Raw genomic sequence first — 15,324 nt, forward strand, 5'->3', positions numbered from 1 at the left:
CCGCCGACGGAGACGAGATCGCCGGGTACCGGGACCGGGCGTCAGAGAGCCGAGAGTGGCCAGAGCCCTGAGCGGCGTAGGCCGGGTTTCGCGCGGGCCGGGCGCGGTCGGCGGAGCCGTAAGCCCGAGTCGTACCGCACTCACGCCCCCTGTCGCACCGTCCATAGGACTCGATTCACTCGAATGGCTTAACGAAACCAGGCCTTGGCTTTTCATTTCATTCCTCTGGCTGAGAGGATGCCGAGGCCACCCTCTCCGCATTTTTGTATGAAAATCTCAAAAGGGTGGCGAGTCGAATGTGAGAGCGCAGTGGCAGATATTTTCGACAAGCAGTTGACGGCCGTCATGCAGCACGCGACGCGCATGCGGCCGAGGGCCGTTTACAACGCACTCGAGGCACGCGGAGGGGAGGTGTTCCTGGGTGGAAAACGCCTGGTCATGGCCGCCCGAAACGATTATCTTGGCCTTTCCGGTCACCCCCGTGTCGTCGCCGCGGCAGCCGACGCGGCCCGTCGCTGGGGTGCCTCCGCCTCGGCGAGCCGGCTGATCGGCGGAACGCTCACCCTGCACGAGGAACTGGAGGCCAGGCTGGCCGCCTTCCTCGACGCCGAGGCGGTGATCGTGACCACCACCGGCTTCGAGGCGAACCTGGCGCTGGCTCCCCTGCTCGGCCGCGGCGACATCGTCTTCAGCGACAAGGCCAACCACGCCTCGCTGATCGAGGCGGTGCGGCTGGGCTTCGCCGACAGACGCTGGTACCGGCACTCGGACATGGCGGACCTGGAGCGCAAGCTCGCGGTGGCCGACCCGGACGCGGCCAAGGCGATCCTCACGGACGGCCTGTTCTCCATGGAGGGCGACCTGTGCCGGCTGCCGGAGCTGGTCTCGCTCGCCCGGCGCTACGGCGCCCGCCTGGTGGTCGACGGCGCCCATGACATCGGGCTGCTCGGACCGGGCGGACGCGGGGTGACCGACCACTTCGGGCTGCCCGACGCCGTCGACCTCCACACGGGCACCCTGTCCAAGGGGTTCGGCTCCATCGGGGGCTTCCTGGCCGGGCCGGCGGAGGTGATCCACTACCTGCGGCACACCTCGCGGTCCGTCATCTTCACCACCTCGATCCCGCCCGCCTCGGCCGCCGCCGCGCTGGCGGCCCTGAACATCATCGAGTCCGAGCCGGAGCGCCGGGCGCGCGCCTTCGAGGTGGCGCGGCAGGTACGGGACGGCCTGCGCGGCCTCGGCTTCGACACGGGCGAGTCGGTCACCCCGATCGTGCCCGTCATCACCGGGCGCAAGGAGATCGCCACGGCCCTGTGGCGGGAGGTCCTCACCGAAGGCGTCTTCACCAGTGCCGTCTCCGCGCCCGCCGTGCCAGAGGAACGCTCGCTGGTCCGGCTGTCCCTCCAGGCCACGCACACCGACGAGGACATCGAGCGCATCCTCGTCGCGTTCGCCCACGCCGGCCGCCGCCTGGGGCTCATCCCCGCCGGGCCACCGCCCGTCCCGGTGCAGCCGATGCTGAGGGAAACGCTTCTGGACTGGGTGTCATGAGCGTCACGGTCGCCCCCGTCGGCACGGACACCGACCTGACCGCCTTCATCCGGCTCCCGTACGACCTCTACCGCGACGACCCGCTGTGGGTGGCCCCGCTGGAGCGGGAGCGGCGCTCCTTTCTGGACCCGGCCCGCAATCCGTACCACCGGGTGGCCCGGGTGCGGCTCTTCCTCGCGCGGCGGCACGGCAGCGTCGTCGGCAGGATCGCGGCGATCGTCGACCCCCGCTACAACGAGCGGCACGGCCCGGACCGCGGACTGATCGGCCTCTTCGAGTGCGCCGACGACCTCCAGGCCGCGGCGGCTCTCTTCGACACGGCGGACGGCTGGCTCGCCGCGCAGGGAATGAAACGCACCTTCGGCCCCCTCGGATTCACCACCAATGACGAGTGCGGCGTGCAGATATCAGGCTTCGACCAGCCGCACATCGTCATGATTCCCCGTAACCGGCCGTATTATCCGCAGCTGTTCTCCGCATGTGGATTCGAAAAGGCCAAGGACCTGGTTTCGTACGCCATTCCGATTCCCGGTGACGGGGAGCCTCCGGCGGAATACCGTGAAGCCGCGGACCGTGTACTCGCGACCCCGGGTCTGACGGTGCGACCGATGGACCCGCAGCGGACGGAAGCCGATATGGAAACCGTCCGGAAGCTCTACAACGAAACGTTCACCCACAGCTATGGCTCGGTCCCCGTCGACGAAGCGCAGTTCGGCTACATGACGAAAAAGCTGAAGCCCCTCCTGCGCCCCGGCCTCCTGCAGATCGCGGAGATGCACGGCGAACCCGTCGCCTTCCTGCTCTGCCTGCCCGACGCCCACCAGGCGCTGCACGCGGCCCGCGGCCGGCTCACCACCCTGGGCCTGCCCGTCGGGCTGATCCGGGCCGCGCGGGCCGTCCGCCGCATCGACCGCGTACGCTTCGCCGCCATGGGCGTGACCAGGGAACACCGGTCCCGCGGTCTGGCCGTGGCCCTGGTGACCCAGGCCCAGCGCGCCGCCTTCCGCCTCGGCTACACCGAGATCTCCTACTCGTGGGTCCTGGAGGACAACCACGCCTCCCGCCGGCACGGCGAGGCCCTCGGAGGGGTCCACACCCAGACGCACCGGCTGTACGAGCGCGCCATCTCCGCGCCGTGACGGCGCGGGGGAGCGGGGTCCACGGCGCGGCCGGCCCGATCCGGGCGGCGATGGGCGCGCACCGGCCGCCATCCGTCACCGCCGCGCGCTGACGACGGCCTGGAAGGCTGCGACGAGCGCGTCCCGGGAACGGGACGGGACCGGTGATCAGCAGCCGCCCTCGGGGAACCGCGGGCAGGCATTCCGCAGGTCGGCCTGGGTACCCGACGGCCGCGAAAGACCCGACGCAGCGAGGAGGCGGTCACGGTGACCGTGCCCGAGGAGAACCGTCCGAAGACGCCCACCACGGACGACGTGATCGAGTCGCCGGCCGACACCGGCAAGGAGGAACAGCAGCCGGGGGCCACCGGCCGCTCGATGCGCGAGGCGATGGAAGAGGCGGGGATCACACCGGACGACTTCGAGGAGTAGCCGGGTGGCCCGGCCGCCGGCAGGCCGCGGCCCCCACCCGGGGTGTGCCCACGGTGACATGCCGAAGGGCCGGCGCCTCGACGGCACCGGCCCTCCTGCTCGGCTACGGCCTCAGAGGGCGCGGACGCGAGCGGCCTGCGGACCCTTGGGGCCCTGGACGACGTCGAACTCGACGCGCTGGTTCTCCTCGAGGCTACGGAAGCCCTGGCCGTCGATCTCGGAGTAGTGGACGAAGAGGTCCGGGCCGTCGGCCTGGGCGATGAAGCCGAAGCCCTTCTCGGCGTTGAACCACTTCACGGTTCCCTGAGCCATTTGCTGCTCCTTACAGGGGCTGGGTACGGGAACCGCACCGTGCGGACTCCCGGGCCGGCCTGGACGCGACTTCTCCAGTTCCCTGAAGGAGGCGGCGCCCGCGACATCGTTCTTCGCGAGCGTGCGGTGAAACACAGACACAAAAACTACGACCGTCCGGTACAACGGGCCGCCCCCGGGTTTCATTCCCGCCGGCCGAAACTCGTCGCGGCGATGCTCCCCGGTCATGGTCACGGCCCACGCCTCCCTCGGGGAAACGCGTCCACTTCATCCGGATCTGTGCGTAGATGCCGGTCGCACGGGCACCCGTCAGACCGCATCGCCCTCAACCACGGAACTCACCGGTGGGAGGCAGCATGATCAGCCATCAGCATCTGGTGGAAGAGGTGGCGTCGCGGACCCACCTCGACGACACGGAGGCCGCCGACGCCGCCGTGCACCTCGTACTCGCCGCGCTGAGCAGCCGCCTCGATCCGCCGCGCCGGGAGCACCTGCGCAAGGCCGTACCGGCCCACGAGCGCCCCGCGCTGCGCTACGGCGCCGACGTGGCGGACGACTCCGCGATGTCGCTCGACGATCTGCTGGCGGACGTGGCCCGGCCCGCGGGCGCCACCCCCGAGCAGGCGCTCTTCCTGGCCCGGGCGGTGGTCTGCCGGATCGCGGCCGAGGACACGGACCTGGCGGAGGACCTGCTGCGCGCCCTGCCGGACGAGTTCGGCACGCTGTTCGAGGAACCCGACCGGTGAACGCCCGGCTGCTCACGTACCGCGTCCGACCAGGGCCCCGTACGTAGCCAGCCCGTACATCAGGTGCGGTACGACGTCCGACACCCAGTCCGCCGCCGACCAGCCCGTCGGATGGGTCACACCCAGGCGCGCCATCGGCAGGTCGGTCGCCGCCATGGCCAGCGCGCCGGTGACCGCGCCGCCCAGCCACCAGGGCGGCCGGAGCCCGGCGTGGCGCGCCAGGGAGACCGCCGCACCGGTGCCGACCCCGACGGCGATCCCGGACAGGCCGCCCAGTCCGGAGAGCCGGTTCTCCCTGCCGTCCCCCGATCCCGGGACCGGACACCCCACCCCTTCGGCGATCTTGTTAACGGTCTGCGCGGGAGCCTGACTGGAGGGCCTGCCCCGCAACGCCATGTCGGCGAAGGTCACCGTGTTCAGTACGGTCGTCCCGACGGCACCCGCGGCGCACCCCCGCACGATGGTTCGCATCATGTGGCCCCGGGTGCCCACCACGTAAGGGGGCGAACCGGGTCAAATGCCTGGGCTGGCAGGTACGCGCCCTCGAGCCGGCCGGTCTGTTCCCGGCCCGGTCGGCGGTCGTACCGTCTGATCATGACCACTGTTGACGGCACGCGTTACCGGTACCGCACCGCCCTCCCCGAGGACGCCCCGGCCATCGAGGCCATCGACGGCTCCTTCACCACCGGCACCGTCTTCCGGGTGACCGCGACGGAGGAGGGGTTCGTGCTGCGGGAAGTGCCGGTGGAGCCGCCACTGACCAAGGTCTTTCCCGAGGACGAGCCGGACGGCGGCGAGGGGGGCGTGGACTCCCGTGCTTTCGTCGCCCAGGACACCTCCGGGGAACTGGCCGGGTTCGTCGCCGTCTCGTACTCCGGCTGGAACCGCCGGCTGATCATCGAGGACATCCAGGTCGCCCCGGAGCACCGGGGAAAGGGGGTCGGCCGCGCGCTGATGGGGCTCGCGGCGGAGTTCGCGCGGGAGCGGGGCGCGGGACACATCTGGCTGGAGGTCACCAACATCAACGCGCCGGCGATCCACGCGTACCGGCGGATGGGCTTCACGTTCTGCGGGCTCGACACCACCCTCTACGACGGCACGCCCTCGCAGGGCGAGCAGGCGCTCTACATGAGCATGCCCTGCCCGTGAGCCGACCGTCCGCCTGCCGTGCCTTCGGGGCCGCAGGGACGATGGCCGGCCCTCATGCGACCGACGCGCTCGAGCACGGCGACGGCGGCACGGCGACCGTGATGGCGCGCTACGCGGACCACAGCCTACGGGTCGAGGTGCTCGACAGCGGGCCCAGCGCGCTGTCGGCCGGTCCCGCGGCCACGGCGGCCCACTCCGGCCACCGGCGCCGGAACGACGGAGCGGGACACGGCCTGATCGGTCTGCGTGAGCGCGTCGCCGTCTACGGAGGCCACTTCGACGCCCGACGCCCGACGCCCGACGCCCGACGTCGTGCCGGAGGCGGGTACCGCGTCCGCGCACGCCTCCCCCTGGAGCGCCCGTGACCCCGCCCGCCGCCGACCGCCACGTCCCCCACGCCCCGAACCGGATCCGGGACACCCGGGAGCCACTGCCGGGCCCGGGCAGGGAAGCCGTGCCCCGCGCGTCCTCATCGCCGACGGCGAGGAACTCGTCCGAACCGGTTTCCGCCTCATCCTCACCGCGCGCGGCACCGAAGTCATCGGCGAGGCCGTGGACGGCGTACAGGCCGTCGCGGAAGCCGAACGGCTGCGCCCGGACGTCCTCCTGACGGACATCCGCATGCCCAACCTGGACGGTCTGGAAGCCGCCGAGCGCGTCCTGCGGTCACTTCCGCGCTGCCGGGTCCTCACGCTCACGACGTTCGACCTCGACCACTACGTCTGCGCGGCGCTCGCCGCCGGGGCGAGCGGCTTCCTGCTCAAGGACGTCACCGCCGCCCATCTCGCCGCGGCCGTACGACTCGTGAACACGGGCGACGCACTGCTCGCCCCCTCGATCACCCGCCGTCTCGTCGAACGCCACGTGACCGCCCGGTAGGCCGGCCGGGCTGAGGCGGCTCACCGCCCCACTGTCGCGATGACCGTGGACCGCACACGCCCGCTTCAAAGACCCACGTCGCCCGGATCTTCGCCGGCTCGCCCTCCGCGACCGCGCCCAAGTGGTCGCCCTCGCCTACGAGACGGGCTTGGTCACCCCCGGCAGCGCCACCGGCGACTGACCTTCCTTCTGTGGGGGTGTGCTCCTCGATAGCAGCGCTAACGAGCGTGACCTGCGCTTATCCAAGGTTGATGACGTCCTCGCGCAGGCCGTCGTAGTCGGTGCTAACGAACTGTGTTAGCGTTGAAAACACTCCTGGGGCCTGCCCTCGTCAGGTGCCCGACTGTCCGTAAGACGAGAGAGATGGCCATACCTGATGAACCGTTCGACGCTCTTCCGTGCCGCCGTGGCCGCAGCCGGCGTGTCGCTCCTCGCCGCCTGCGGCGGGAATGCCAGTGCCGACGGTGAGGAGAAGGAGCAGCCGTCCGCCGCCTCGACGCCCTCCGCCGCCGCGGCGCCCGCCGGTGCCGCCGCGTTCACCATCACCCACGTGGGCGGACCGACGGCCGTCCTGGAGATCGCCGGTCAGCGCATCCTGATCGACCCCACCTTCGACGCGCCCAAGAAGTACAAGTCCGGCATGTCCAAGACGAAGGGCCCCGCCTTCGGCCCCGAGAAGCTCGGCAGGATCGATGCCGTTCTGCTCTCCCACGACCAGCACGACGACAACCTCGACGGCAAGGGCCGCGAGCTGCTCAAGGACGTGCCGGTCGTGTTCTCCACCCCTGGTGCTCACAAGCGCCTCGGTGACCACATCACTCCCATGAAGAGCTGGGAGCAGCGGGAGCTGAAGTCCTCCGGCAGCACCATCAAGGTCACCGCCGTGCCCGCCCTGCACGGTCCCGACGGAGTCGACCGCGGGGCGGACGGTGAGGTCACCGGGTTCGTGCTCAGCGGTAAGGGAGTCCCCACCACCTACGTCTCCGGCGACAACGCCTCGGTCAAGGTCGCCAAGCAGGTCGGCGACCGGATCAAGAAGGACATCGGAGCCATCGACACGGCCGTCCTCTTCGCCGGCGCGGCCCGTACCCCCGCGATCCTCGACAACGCTCCGCTGACCCTCACCTCGAAGAACGCCGCCCTGGTGGCGAAGGACCTCAACCCCCGCAAGGTGGTCCCGGTCCACACCGACAGCTGGGACATCTACTCCGAGGGCATCGACTCCCTCGTCAAGGCGTTCAAGGACCAGGGTGTCGACGACAAGCTCGTCGACCTGGAACCGGCGGGGGAGAAGAAGGACCTGTCCTGAAGCGGCGGGGGTCCGGCTCGGATTCGGCTGGGACGAGGAGGAGTTCGGCGAACTCGCGCCGAGCGTCGCCCGGTATGCGGCGAAGAGCCTCGACTACGCCCCGCCCGGTGTGACCGCGCGCATCCTGTGACGGTCGGCGCGTGAACGTGAGGTGGCGGACCGGGCCGCCGCCTCGGAAGTGCGATGACGGCAGTGCGGCGCGACGGCGCCGTACTGCCGTTTTTCGCGGGCGGCGAGCGTCCCGGTCCAGGCGAACTCCCGGTCGCTCGACACCTGCCCTCGGCGGGCGGTTGTCATGGGCTTCCCGGCCGACGAGAACCTGGCGGGTTCACTCGTCGCCGCGCGGGGCCGATCCTCGAAGCGCCTGGGACAGGCGCGCGATGGTGTCGCTGCCGGCGGGCGCGGTCCCGGTGAGGGTGCCGACCAGGGTCTGGGCGAGCACGATCCCGTCGGTGATCCTGGTGTCCTCGCGCTCGTCGCCTGTGACGGATCCGATCACGGCGTCACGCACGGAACCGGAGATCTCGGGGGCGCCGTAGAGCCCGGGAAAGGAGAGGGCCATCAGGCACACGCCGACGTTGGCCGTCAGGATCGACTGGCCTGCCAGCTCCAGCGGCGTACGCAGTCGTCCGGCGGCCCGGCAGCGCTCCAGGGCCGACAGCAGCAGGGCCCTGGCCTCCTCGACCGCCGGTGGCTGGGATTCCGGGGCCGGCGTGAACATCAGCCGGTACAGGTGAGGGTTGTCCAGGGCGAACGCGACATGGCTGTCCCAGGCCGTGCGCAGATCGGCCACCGGGTCGTCGGTCGTCGGGTTGCGGCGCTTGTTCGCCAGGAAACGCTCGAAGCCGATGCACGCGACTGCCGTGAGCAGCCCTTGCTTGTCACCGAACTGGCGATAGATCTCGGGCATGCCGACCTTGGCCCGGTCGCAGATGGCCCGGGTCGAGATGGCCAGCGCGTCCTTTGACGCGAGCAGTTCCTCGGTGGCGGCCAGGATGCGCTCTCGTGCCGTCGACATGCGTCGATGGTAACAGCTACGAAAGCGTTGCTAACGCCCTGGAGCTGCCCGTTTGTCAGCCGGTACGCGGAGTCCGCGAGCGCTGGCTTCACGTTGCTCACAAACCATGTTAGCGTTGATCACGTCCTGGGGGGCACTGCCCCAGGCCCCGATTGCTTCCAGGCCGTGAGGCCGGCGGTACCCGTCCGAGTGCGCCGATGCGGGCTGTCGGGGTGCAACCGCTCCGACCCGCTCAGGGATCACTTCCGTCACGTTCGGTTCCCTCTGTGCGTCCGGCCCGTGGTTGCCGTCACGTCCAACGCCTCCGCAGCACTGCGAGCGGCGCAGGTTTTCCCGATCTCTAGGTGGTTAGTTCATGGCTACGACGACTCTGCGAGCACTCACCGGCGCCGACGAGACGCCCGCGTCGCTCGGCAACTCGACCCTCATCATGGTCGACTACCAGAACGTCTACACCGGCGGTGTGATGGAGCTCGACGGCTGGAAGCCCGCGCTGGAAGCCGCCGCCGAGCTGCTGGCCGCCGCCCGCCAGGCCGGCGCGACGGTCATCCACGTCCAGGAGGCGGGCTACGACGTGGAGTCCGAGGCCGGCCGGATCCACGAGAGCGTCGCGCCCATCGAGGGCGAGACCGTCGTCGTCAAGAGCGTCCCGAACGGCTTCCACGACACGGACCTGGGCAAGCATGTCGACGCCGCCGGGAACGCCGATGTCATCATCGCCGGGTTCATGACCAACATGTGTGTCCTGTTCACGGCCCAGGGCGCTTCCCTGCGGGGCAACCAGCCCACCGTCGTCGCCAACGCCTGTGCGACCCGGCCCCTGCAGACCATGCACGAGGGAGGCGCCTCGCTGACCGCCCAGCAGATCCACGACGGCGCCCTCGCGACGATCACCGACCGCTACGGCATCGTCGTCCCCTCGCTCGCGGCGCTGAAGTAGTCCTCCGCGCTTTCCGTCTCCGGCCCCCGTCGGACGGTACCGGCCGGTCCACCGCGCTCGAGACAGAGGCCGGTCCCGGCGGGCACGGAGACGGCGAGCCGTGCCGGTCGGTGGCGGGACTGCGGTGGCCGCCGGGACGGTAGGTGAACTCCCGCTCGTGCGCACGCAGTCCGCCGAGGCCGAGGGTCTGGCCGTCCGGCGGTCCGCCTCGTCCCACGTGGGGATGAACAGCATTGCTCGCCCCAGGCCCGCCGGGTCTCCCGGCGGAGACGGCGGCGGTGAGGCGTCCGGCCCGGTCATAGGTGTACTCGGTGCGGTTCCGCCGGCCTCCTTGGCACGCGGGTCGCCGACCGCGTCGTGCTGTCTGGTACTGACTGGGCGTTGCGAGGGAGTGCCGATGGATGGACCGGGCGAGCCGTTCCTGATGTGTATCGAGGATGTCTTCTGCCGGAACCAGGGCAGGGCGGTCCTGCTGGCCGGCCGGATCGAGCGCGGGCGTGTTCGCAAGGGCGACGAGCTGGAGATCGTCGGCTTCGGCGGCAGCGCGGTCGTCACGGTCGGGGACATCGGAGCTTGCCGTCGGTACATTGACGAGACCGGTGCGGGCATGAACGTGCTCCTGTCGACGAGTGGGGTGGCGGCCGGTGCGGTGGAGCGAGGGCAGGTGCTCGCGGCTCCTGGTTCGATCAGCGAATACATCAGCTTCTCAGCGGACATCGCGCTGCTGTCCGAGGAGGACGGCGCTGCTGAAGTACGCACCGGTGAGCGGCTTCAGTTACACATCCGCACCGCTGTGGTGACGGGTTACGTGACGCTCGCCCCGGAAACGGATGTCCTGCACCCGCTTCATCGGGGGGACGTGACCATCACCCTTGACCGGCCCGTCGCTCTGGAGGACGGCCAGCCCTTTGCCTTCCGGCAACGAGGGCGGGCCGCCGGCTCGGGGGCCGTGACGCTCCTAGGCACGCGGGACACGCTCGGCGGGATCGGCTCCCGGCTCCAGGGTCATCCCCGGGTCGGTCAACTCGGCCTGACTGGAGGTGAAGTGGCGGCCACACGGCGGTGATGGCGGGAGTGCGGAGGCAGCACCGCGCTGTGGCCGGGGTGGCGGTGTCCGGCCGTGCGAAGGTGGCGGTGTGGTGCGGTCAGGAGAAATTGACCATCCTGATGTAGCGCACCCAATCCCAGTCCGGGCCCGGGTCGGTGTGGTCGGTGCCGGGCACCTGATAGTGGCCGATGATGTGCTCCCTGTCCCGGGGGATGCCGTACTTGGCGCAGATCGCCGCCGTCAGCCTCGCCGACTGCTGGTAGAGCGCGTCGGTGAAGTACTCGGGCCGGTCCACCCAGCCCTCGTGCTCGATGCCGACGGACCGCGTGTTGTAGCTCCAGTTGCCCGCGTGCCACGCGATGTCGGCCTCGCGCACGCACTGGGCGATGTGCCCGTCCGCCGAGCGGACGACATAGTGGGCGGACACCTTCTTCTGCGGATCGGCGAAGATCGCCAGCGCGTCGCTGTACGTCTCCTGTGTGACGTGAATGATCACACGGTCGATCGCGTACGCGCCGGGGCGGTCGGACACGGTGTAGTTGGCGGTACTCGCCGGCCGCCACTCTGCGGGCGGGTAGTCGGCGGACTGGGTCTGCGCACCGGCACGCGGATCGGGCAGCAACGCGTAGGGGACGGCGGCGAGTGCCGCGCCTTTCAGCAGCCGTCGTCGGCTGAGCCGGGGTTCGGCTCGGTCCATGGCCATGGCGGTATGCCTTTCGGTGGGGCCTTCGGGATGCCTTCTGGGAGAGCCTGTACGGGGGGAGCGAGTTCGGGAGGAGCGGGTTCGGGAGGCCGGGGGGTGCCGAGCCGTGCGGGAGACTTCAGCGGCGCAGCGCCCGCGCGGTCTCCCGCAGCCGCGCGTGCACGCCGCGGTAGGTCTCCCGCGCGGGCAGCCACTCCTTGCGGAGCTTGGCCACGCAGGTGTAGTTGGTGTCGCACACGTTGGCCAGGGGCGATTCGACCGTCTGGGTCGTGAACTGGTACGCGTCCGGTTCGCCGAACCCGTAGTCGCGCACCAGCCACCGCACCAGGTCGAGCTGCGATATCCGGAACGCGTCCTCCAACGGGCGGGCCGAACCGGTCGAGATGATGTGCGTGTCCGACTCCAGGCGTGGCCAGGGGGTGGTGACGCCCTTCAGCAGATCCACGATCACCACCGTGTTCATCGCGCACTCCACGGCCACCCCGCAGGTCTCTCCCTCGCCTTGCCGGGCATGCCCGTCGCCCAGGCTGAGCAGGGCGCCCTCGACGTTGACGCCCAGGTAGCAGGTGACGCCGGCCCGCATCTCGGGTGTGTCCATGTTGCCGCCGTGGGCGTCGGGCACCAGGGCCGAGCGGACCTCCAGATGGGCGGGTGCCACGCCGACCGTGCCGTGCATCGGGTCCAACGGCAACTCCACCTGGATGTCGCTGTCCTGCGCCTGGAACAGGGCGGTCCTGCGGGTCCGGTCCAGTTGCCAGATCCACACCCGTTCCGGCAGCGGCGGCTGCAGAGTCGCCGTGGTGTGCGTAGAGGTGAGCGCGCCGAAGAGCGGCACTGTCGTGGACGCCGCCCAGTCACGGGCCGGTTCGATCGAGACGAAGTGCACGGCCACGGTGTCACCGGGTTCGGCGCCCTCGACGTGGAAGGGGCCGGTCTGTGGATTGAGGTAGGGGAACTCGCACACCTCGGACACGAGATCCTTCTCGGAGCGGACCCGGCCGGCGAAACAGTCCTCGGTGTACAGGTCGAGGACCGTACCGGGTGCGATCCGGGCCATGGGCGGCGCCCCGCCGAAGGTCCAGGCGTACTGGTCCGCTTCCGGGCGCACGGTGAGGATCCGGGGGGCGGTCATCGCGGCATGGCTCCTTCTGGGAGAGGGATCATCGTCCTAAGGGCGGATCATCGTCTCGGGCCGACCCGGAAGGACCGTTCACCGCTGTGACGGTGGTGGGTGGGGTCCGGTTAGGCCCTGCCGTTCGGCGCCGGTGCCGTAGGCGTCGAGGTGCACCCGGGCGGTCTCGGCTATCCGCCCTGGGTGCCGCCGTATCAGCACGAGCAGCACGGCCACACCCACGGCGAGCCAGGCGCCGACGACCGGACCGGCATAGGACACCGGAGCGGTCAGCTCCGTGACGAAGTCGAACACCGGCAGGCCGGCGGCCGTCAGCAGGGCCGGAACGAACGCGGCGCTGCCCAGCGCGGGGAACAGCAGATGCCGTACCGGCTTGAGGGACGCCCGGCCGGAGCGCAGGAAGTAGCCTGCACAGGAGAGGTTCACGACGATGTAGACGCCGATGACGACCGTGACGATCACCGTGGCGAGCAGCAGATACGCGGTCACCGGGTCGTAGGCGAGACCCAGGCCCAGCACCGTGCCGACCGCCACGACAATCTGTACGGCGATGCCGGCCACGGGGGAGCGGTGCCGGGGGTGGAGGGTCGCGAGTACGCCCGGCAGGACCCGGATGCGGGCCAGTGCGAAGGCCGTGCGGGTGGAGACGTTCGCGCAGGCGTTGGCGTTCGCGATCGTGGAGTTGACCACCGCGAGGAACACCAGCACCCAGAAGAGACCGAACGAGGCCCGGGCGACGCCCTCCCAGGACGCCTCGCCCGCGGCGCCGAACGCCGCGAAGCGGTCGGGGCCGATGTGGACGGTCATCGCATAGGTCGTGAGCACGTAGAACAGACCGATGCCCAAGGCCGCTCCGAGAACCGCCCGGTGCATCGTTCGCCGTGGGTCACGGGTCTCCTCGGCGAGCGGCGCGGCCGCTTCGAAGCCGGCGAACGCCAGCACCGTGTACACGGACCCGGCGAACACCCCGGAGACCCCCGGGTACCCGTCGGCGGTGTGGGAAGTGCCGAACACCGACAGGGTGTTGGCGCTGCCGGCTTTGCCGATGAGCAGGACCGCGAACACCAGGAGGACGAGGATCTCGAAGACGCCGAGGACGGTGCCGAAGCGGGCGGAGGCGCGGACGCCGAGATAGCCGGCGCAGGCGATCACCACTGCTCCGGCCAGCGCCCACGGCCACCACAGGTCCGCCGGATACGCGGACCACTCCGCGTGCAACGTGCCCGCCGCCGTGAAGCCCAGCTGCAACAGCAGCAGCGGTGGCACCAGCATCTCCACGAAGACGTAGGCCCAGCCGACGAGGAAACCGACGGCCGGGTGCAGACCCCGCGCCGCGTAGGTCGCCACCGAGCCCGCCGCGGGCAGCTCCCTCGCCAGCTCGGCCACGCACGAGGCGGTGAGCAGACAGGCCACGAGGGCGATCAGCACCGACAGGGGCAGACTGCCGCCCGCGAAGGCGGCGCCGGACGGGATCGACGCGGCCACCGCGGCGGCCGGAGCCATCGCCGTGACGCTCTGGAACAGGACGTCGCGCAATCCGATGGCGTCACGCCGCAGCGCTCCAGCCGTCTCCGCGTGCATGTGTCCCCCGATCCGTGTCCCGGCTGCCATTCGTCGCCTGAGCATTCCCCGCTCGGCGGCCGGCGCTCGGATATGACGAACCGTCGGCCGGCCTCGCGTGAAATCACGGTACGGCGCGGGGTGGTTGGGCAGAAGGGGCCGCGGCCGTTCGGTGGACAAGCCGCCGCCTGTGGATAACTCGGCCACCCGATCGGGTGAGGCCGGCGGCCTCAAGCGGCCGAGCACCCGAGCCGTCACAGCGGCGTGCCTTCCCGCGCATCCACTGACGAGCGGGCGCGTCCTCGCCCGCATAGCCGCCGCGCAGGCCGTGCCTTCCCGCGGAATGGTCGAGGAGCAGGCCGCCCCGTCCCGCGAATCGCCGAGCAGCAGGCCGCGCCATCCCGCCGGGTCCGTGGAGCAGGCCCGTCTCCCCGCGAAATGGCTGAGCAGCAGGACGCGCCTCCCCGCCCAGACTTCGGGCAGCAGCCCGCGCGGCGCCAGGACCCGTGGCGCCCGCAACGCCCGCAGGTCACACGTGTCAGCGCGAACGAGGTGAGCGGCATACCTGGTTGCCGTGCCCGCCACCTCGTGACGACACGCGGTCCGGCATCCGGGGACCGCGTCGGTTCCGGACCACGAGCGGCGTCAGGCTCGTTCCGCCACCACCGCCGGGTCGTCCAGCACCGCGCGGACGACCGAGTGCGCGGCCCCCAGCAGCGGGCCCTGTGGACCGAGCGGGGACACCGTCACCGGACAGGCCGGCCCCGCCGTACGACCCGCCAGCTCCGTCTCCAGCGCCGGCAGCAGCCACGGCGAGAGACCCGCCAGGGCTCCGCCCAGGACCACCGTCTCGGGATCGAGCAGGTTCACCGCCCCGGTCAGGGCGATGCCGAGAGCCGTACCGGCGTCCCGCAGAGCGGCCCGCACGCCCTCGTCACCCGCCCCGGCGCGCTCCGCGAGCAGTCCCACCAGATCCTCCCGGGGCTCCAGCCCGGCCGCGCGCCGCACCGCCTCCTCACCCGCGTACTGCTCCAGGCACCCCCGGCCGCCGCACGGGCAGGCAGGACCGTCGGGCCGTACCGGCACATGGCCCAGCTCGCCCGCGAATCCCCGCTTCCCGCGCAGCAGCCGGCCGTCCACGACGACCGCGGCGCCGATACCGATCTCGGCCGACACGTGCAGGAAGTCGCCGGGCGTACCGGCACCGAGCCACAGCTCGGCCAGGGCGCCGAAATTGGCCTCGTTGTCCACGGACAGCGGCCAGCCACCGGGGAGCAGGGCGCCGAGGTCGGTGTCGTGCCAGTCGAGGTTCGGGGCCCGTACGACCGTCCGTCCGTCCCTGGCCACCAGTCCGGGCACCGCGACCGCGACCCCGGCGGGCCACAGTTCCGCCCGCTCGGCTTGCGCGACCACCCGGTGGATCAGCG

At 71.0% G+C, this 15,324-nt stretch carries 16 protein-coding genes and 1 pseudogene; 10 read left to right on the forward strand and 7 right to left on the reverse strand.

The window, feature by feature from the left end; all coding sequences use genetic code 11:
- The first annotated feature begins 438 nt into the window (after positions 1-438).
- The 3 genes from H5J33_RS07340 to H5J33_RS07350 all read left to right on the forward strand — a co-directional run bounded on the left by H5J33_RS07340 (position 439) and on the right by H5J33_RS07350 (position 3,101).
- Positions 439-1,551, forward strand: a complete 1,113-nt coding sequence (locus H5J33_RS07340) for an aminotransferase class I/II-fold pyridoxal phosphate-dependent enzyme (RefSeq protein WP_258564935.1) — start codon at positions 439-441, stop codon at positions 1,549-1,551.
- Entirely contained in the window at positions 1,548-2,690 is a 1,143-nt protein-coding gene (locus H5J33_RS07345; RefSeq protein ID WP_181794065.1) for a GNAT family N-acetyltransferase, read from the forward strand. The genes H5J33_RS07340 and H5J33_RS07345 overlap by 4 nt, the downstream gene beginning before the upstream one ends.
- Before the next feature lie 246 nt (positions 2,691-2,936).
- On the forward strand, positions 2,937-3,101 hold the full coding sequence (locus H5J33_RS07350) for a hypothetical protein (RefSeq protein ID WP_181794066.1): 165 nt from the start codon (positions 2,937-2,939) through the stop codon (positions 3,099-3,101).
- A 111-nt stretch (positions 3,102-3,212) separates the two neighbouring features.
- On the opposite strand, the gene H5J33_RS07355 is transcribed toward H5J33_RS07350, so the two are convergent.
- Complete coding sequence (locus H5J33_RS07355; RefSeq protein ID WP_181794067.1) at positions 3,213-3,413, reverse strand: cold-shock protein; 201 nt, start codon at positions 3,411-3,413, stop codon at positions 3,213-3,215.
- A 356-nt stretch (positions 3,414-3,769) separates the two neighbouring features.
- Between H5J33_RS07355 and H5J33_RS07360 the strand changes: the two genes are divergently transcribed.
- A complete protein-coding gene (locus H5J33_RS07360) occupies positions 3,770-4,159 on the forward strand; it encodes a DUF2267 domain-containing protein (protein ID WP_181794068.1) in 390 nt (129 codons plus the stop codon).
- 12 nt (positions 4,160-4,171) lie between these two features.
- Here the strand turns inward: H5J33_RS07360 and H5J33_RS07365 are convergent, their stop codons facing one another.
- Positions 4,172-4,633 carry a hypothetical protein gene (locus H5J33_RS07365; protein ID WP_181794069.1) on the reverse strand — a complete coding sequence of 154 codons (462 nt, stop codon included), beginning with the start codon at positions 4,631-4,633 and terminating at the stop codon, positions 4,172-4,174.
- Between the two features lie 120 nt (positions 4,634-4,753).
- Between H5J33_RS07365 and H5J33_RS07370 the strand changes: the two genes are divergently transcribed.
- From H5J33_RS07370 to H5J33_RS07385, 4 genes and pseudogenes are all read left to right on the forward strand, one after another.
- On the forward strand, positions 4,754-5,308 hold the full coding sequence (locus tag H5J33_RS07370; protein ID WP_181794070.1) for a GNAT family N-acetyltransferase: 555 nt from the start codon (positions 4,754-4,756) through the stop codon (positions 5,306-5,308).
- Positions 5,305-5,673 (forward strand): hypothetical protein, encoded by a 369-nt coding sequence (locus H5J33_RS07375; protein ID WP_181794071.1) that lies wholly within the window; start codon positions 5,305-5,307, stop codon positions 5,671-5,673. Before H5J33_RS07370 ends, H5J33_RS07375 begins: the two co-directional genes overlap by 4 nt.
- A gap of 106 nt (positions 5,674-5,779) precedes the next feature.
- Positions 5,780-6,368: pseudogene (locus H5J33_RS07380) on the forward strand (response regulator).
- Positions 6,369-6,563: 195 nt separating this feature from the next.
- A complete protein-coding gene (locus H5J33_RS07385; protein WP_181794072.1) occupies positions 6,564-7,496 on the forward strand; it encodes an MBL fold metallo-hydrolase in 933 nt (310 codons plus the stop codon).
- A 328-nt stretch (positions 7,497-7,824) separates the two neighbouring features.
- On the opposite strand, the gene H5J33_RS07390 is transcribed toward H5J33_RS07385, so the two are convergent.
- Positions 7,825-8,514, reverse strand: a complete 690-nt coding sequence (locus H5J33_RS07390; protein WP_181794073.1) for a TetR/AcrR family transcriptional regulator — start codon at positions 8,512-8,514, stop codon at positions 7,825-7,827.
- A 355-nt stretch (positions 8,515-8,869) separates the two neighbouring features.
- Here H5J33_RS07390 and H5J33_RS07395 point away from each other — a divergent pair, with 355 nt between their 5' ends.
- Together H5J33_RS07395 and H5J33_RS07400 are read left to right on the forward strand one after the other, a co-directional pair.
- Positions 8,870-9,454, forward strand: a complete 585-nt coding sequence (locus tag H5J33_RS07395) for an isochorismatase family protein (RefSeq protein ID WP_181794074.1) — start codon at positions 8,870-8,872, stop codon at positions 9,452-9,454.
- 397 nt (positions 9,455-9,851) lie between these two features.
- Positions 9,852-10,520 carry a hypothetical protein gene (locus H5J33_RS07400; protein ID WP_181794075.1) on the forward strand — a complete coding sequence of 223 codons (669 nt, stop codon included), beginning with the start codon at positions 9,852-9,854 and terminating at the stop codon, positions 10,518-10,520.
- Between the two features lie 79 nt (positions 10,521-10,599).
- On the opposite strand, the gene H5J33_RS07405 is transcribed toward H5J33_RS07400, so the two are convergent.
- The 4 genes from H5J33_RS07405 to H5J33_RS07420 all read right to left on the reverse strand — a co-directional run.
- The gene (locus tag H5J33_RS07405) at positions 10,600-11,199 is read right to left on the reverse strand and encodes an N-acetylmuramoyl-L-alanine amidase (protein ID WP_181794076.1); all 600 of its coding nucleotides are present in this window, start codon (positions 11,197-11,199) and stop codon (positions 10,600-10,602) included.
- 124 nt (positions 11,200-11,323) lie between these two features.
- Positions 11,324-12,337: an acetamidase/formamidase family protein gene (locus H5J33_RS07410; protein WP_181794077.1), complete on the reverse strand. Its 1,014-nt coding sequence runs from the start codon at positions 12,335-12,337 to the stop codon at positions 11,324-11,326.
- A 78-nt stretch (positions 12,338-12,415) separates the two neighbouring features.
- Positions 12,416-13,918, reverse strand: a complete 1,503-nt coding sequence (locus H5J33_RS07415) for an APC family permease (RefSeq protein ID WP_181794078.1) — start codon at positions 13,916-13,918, stop codon at positions 12,416-12,418.
- A gap of 624 nt (positions 13,919-14,542) precedes the next feature.
- The coding region (locus tag H5J33_RS07420; RefSeq protein ID WP_181794079.1) for an ROK family protein at positions 14,543-15,324 on the reverse strand (782 nt) is incomplete at its 5' end.

This window comes from Streptomyces sp. WELS2, from assembly GCF_013870595.1.
Lineage (GTDB): Bacteria > Actinomycetota > Actinomycetes > Streptomycetales > Streptomycetaceae > Streptomyces.